The sequence below is a fragment of the Paraclostridium benzoelyticum genome, assembly GCF_001006285.1.
Taxonomy (GTDB): Bacteria; Bacillota; Clostridia; order Peptostreptococcales; family Peptostreptococcaceae; genus Paraclostridium; species Paraclostridium benzoelyticum.
The window spans coordinates 1-2,559 of record NZ_LBBT01000179.1; the positions used below are offsets into that span (position 1 = coordinate 1).

The following is a 2,559-nucleotide window of genomic DNA, read 5'->3' on the forward strand; positions in this document are numbered from 1 at the left end:
TTGTTACACCATTTGTTAGTGTATTTCTTTAAATCAGAGTTTAAAACTAGTAATTTCAAGTGTTCTGTATTTAAAAGGAATTACTTATATACATCCTATATATTAAATTTTTGTTTTGTGAATAGCAAATTTCAAGTGTGATTTTTAAAAGTAATTTCTAATCCAAGTTAATATAGGATATTTTTATAAATTTTTTTGGACAACCTTTTATATAAAATTATATATCATAATTTTTTTTGGTTAGCATATATATAATTTGTTGGCGAAAAAGCTAAAATTTGTATGTGCAGAATGTATGGGGGAGTGGTGTAAATGAACAATTTAAATTTAGATGAGTATGTAACTACAAATCAGTTTAATAATATGTGTTTAAAGGAAAGGGTAGATGTAGTAAATGAGATGTTAGAGTATTATGATGTAAAAACTATAAGTAACTGTTTAGGGATAGATGTAGGCTTTTTATTTTGGCTATTTAATTATAGATTAGAAGGTAATAAGTTCGTAGAAAAGAAGTAAGGGGTTAGAAATGTAATTGATTTAGTACTTAAATACATTAAAAGTTTAAATAAATACTATAAGATATTTGAATTTTTAATAATACAACGGTAGATGATATAATAAAAACATAGCATATATATTTTTTTACAACTTATTATCAAAAGAGTGCATGTTATATTAAATTCCTTATTAGTTTTTTATGTGGTTTATAAAAAACATTTATTTAATTGTATCAACGAACGCGAAAAGTTAATATGTGTTGTTTACTAGTAAAAGTAGTACATAAAGCAGATTTATCTTTACTTTATGTACTACTTTTAGTTATAACCATTTAATTTATGAGCATAAGCTTTGTCATATATACTCTGTACAGTTTTCATATCTTCAGAACTGAACTTTCCTTTTAAATAGACATAAACAGGTCCATTTTTAGAGATTTTATAAATGTTTTGATAAAATACTCCATTGTCAAAAATACACCCCTCACCTAGCTGATAATGTGAATATAGTGAATCGCTATCAACAGAAAAACCCACTTTATACCTTATCTTTGAATATATATCATTATCTTTTGTAAAAAAGAGTTTTCTAAATTCATCTTCAGAGATTATATTTAATTTTGCATTTAGATACAACTTTTTCAACTTCTCATTATTGTTTTCATCTAAAATTTGAGCTTGAAATTTATTAAGCTCTTCTACATTTGCTTGCAACGGATTTTTATTAGCACCCATTTTTTTTGCATCTAATAAAACCCCTACTCCGTTATCTCCAATCTCTTCTGTGAATTCTATTGGTTTAACGTTCTTTATAGATTCTTTATTTTCATTTTTAGATTTAGAAATTAGATAGTTTATACCTATAAATAATATAATTAGAATTATCAAAAACATGTTTTTTCTTCTCATTAAATCCCCCCTCAAGCTTTTTATAAGCGTCCATATCTACATTATTCACCGTGATATATTACCATTTATTTACATTTAAATCTATAAATGATCTAATATACATAATTTTGAAAAAACTTAGTTAATGTATTTAGGACTTATGTTTTAGTAATTAGTGCTAAAGTACACCTATTTGCTCAAGGTTTAGTATATAGAATTAACGTAGCTTAGAACCCAAATTAAAAGGAGATAAACACAATGAATAATGGCCAAGAAAGATTCTTTAATTTTATAATGGAAAGAGTATCTTTAGAAAATCAAGACAAAGCAAAAGAATTACTAAATGAAAGTTTTAAAAAGCAAGATGAAGGAACTTTTAATAAAGAATATATGCTGAGTTTTATTCCAAGAATGTTTGAGTTAATAAAACCTGAATGTATAGAAGAAGTTAAAAATATAATGGCTAATCACAAGGCTTAATAAAGAAAAAGCTAGGTATAAGATTATATCTAGTTTTTATAATTTATAGCATATACTGAGTTAGTGGAAAAGTTTATTTTTTTAAGTAAAGAAAAGAGCTAGTTTTATAGAACACTAGCTCTTTTCTTAGTTCATCTATTTAAAGTTTTATGTGGATGAATGCAATTATTCTGGGATATATGGAAGCGTCTCCTTAAATTTGAAATAATCAATTTTATCTTTATACACACTACCATCATACAGTACATTATTTAATGTACAAAATTCATCACCTAAACTACCAATCATTAATGATTGGAATTCAGTTTGCACTAACACTCCATTTCCATCATTCAATTTTAGCATTGTGAAAAAAGTATTCTCATCTACTAACAGATCTCTAAGTTGTAGCATTAATTTAGTATTTTTCATTATTTCATTTGTTGAATAAGGTAACTCATATTGGATATATTCTTTGCCTTCTATTAATTGATATTTTCTTGTTTTTAAAATTGAATCTATCTCACTGGATTGTTGATGAGAAGATGAGTTAAGTGTTTTAGAAGTTTCTTTAGATTTAACTGAATTAGATCTTGATACTATATAAATAGATGCGATAATCAAAACACTAAGTCCGATTATTAAAATTTTTAATTTTTTACTCATAAAAATTCCCCTTTAATTTATTGATGTACTTTTTTTATTATAATTTTTA

General features: G+C 24.7%; 4 protein-coding genes. 2 read left to right on the forward strand and 2 right to left on the reverse strand.

The window, feature by feature from the left end:
• Window positions 1-312: 312 nt before the first annotated feature.
• On the forward strand, window positions 313-516 hold the full coding sequence (locus tag VN21_RS08300) for a hypothetical protein (RefSeq protein WP_025163163.1): 204 nt from the start codon (window positions 313-315) through the stop codon (window positions 514-516).
• Window positions 517-815: 299 nt separating this feature from the next.
• On the opposite strand, the gene VN21_RS08305 is transcribed toward VN21_RS08300, so the two are convergent.
• Entirely contained in the window at window positions 816-1,406 is a 591-nt protein-coding gene (locus VN21_RS08305) for a hypothetical protein (RefSeq protein WP_046822836.1), read from the reverse strand.
• 237 nt (window positions 1,407-1,643) lie between these two features.
• Here VN21_RS08305 and VN21_RS08310 point away from each other — a divergent pair, with 237 nt between their 5' ends.
• Window positions 1,644-1,865 carry a hypothetical protein gene (locus tag VN21_RS08310; RefSeq protein ID WP_046822837.1) on the forward strand — a complete coding sequence of 74 codons (222 nt, stop codon included), beginning with the start codon at window positions 1,644-1,646 and terminating at the stop codon, window positions 1,863-1,865.
• A 165-nt stretch (window positions 1,866-2,030) separates the two neighbouring features.
• Here VN21_RS08310 and VN21_RS08315 read toward each other — a convergent pair whose 3' ends face one another.
• On the reverse strand, window positions 2,031-2,510 hold the full coding sequence (locus VN21_RS08315) for a hypothetical protein (RefSeq protein ID WP_046822838.1): 480 nt from the start codon (window positions 2,508-2,510) through the stop codon (window positions 2,031-2,033).
• Between the last annotated feature and the right edge of the window lie 49 nt (window positions 2,511-2,559).

Bases quoted from the DNA above. Each gene is read 5' to 3' on its own strand.
- VN21_RS08300 (WP_025163163.1), top strand. From the start codon at position 313: ATGAACAATTTAAATTTAGATGAGTATGTAACTACAAATCAGTTTAAT.
- VN21_RS08305 (WP_046822836.1), bottom strand. From the start codon at position 1,406: ATGAGAAGAAAAAACATGTTTTTGATAATTCTAATTATATTATTTATA.
- VN21_RS08310 (WP_046822837.1), top strand. From the start codon at position 1,644: ATGAATAATGGCCAAGAAAGATTCTTTAATTTTATAATGGAAAGAGTA.
- VN21_RS08315 (WP_046822838.1), bottom strand. From the start codon at position 2,510: ATGAGTAAAAAATTAAAAATTTTAATAATCGGACTTAGTGTTTTGATT.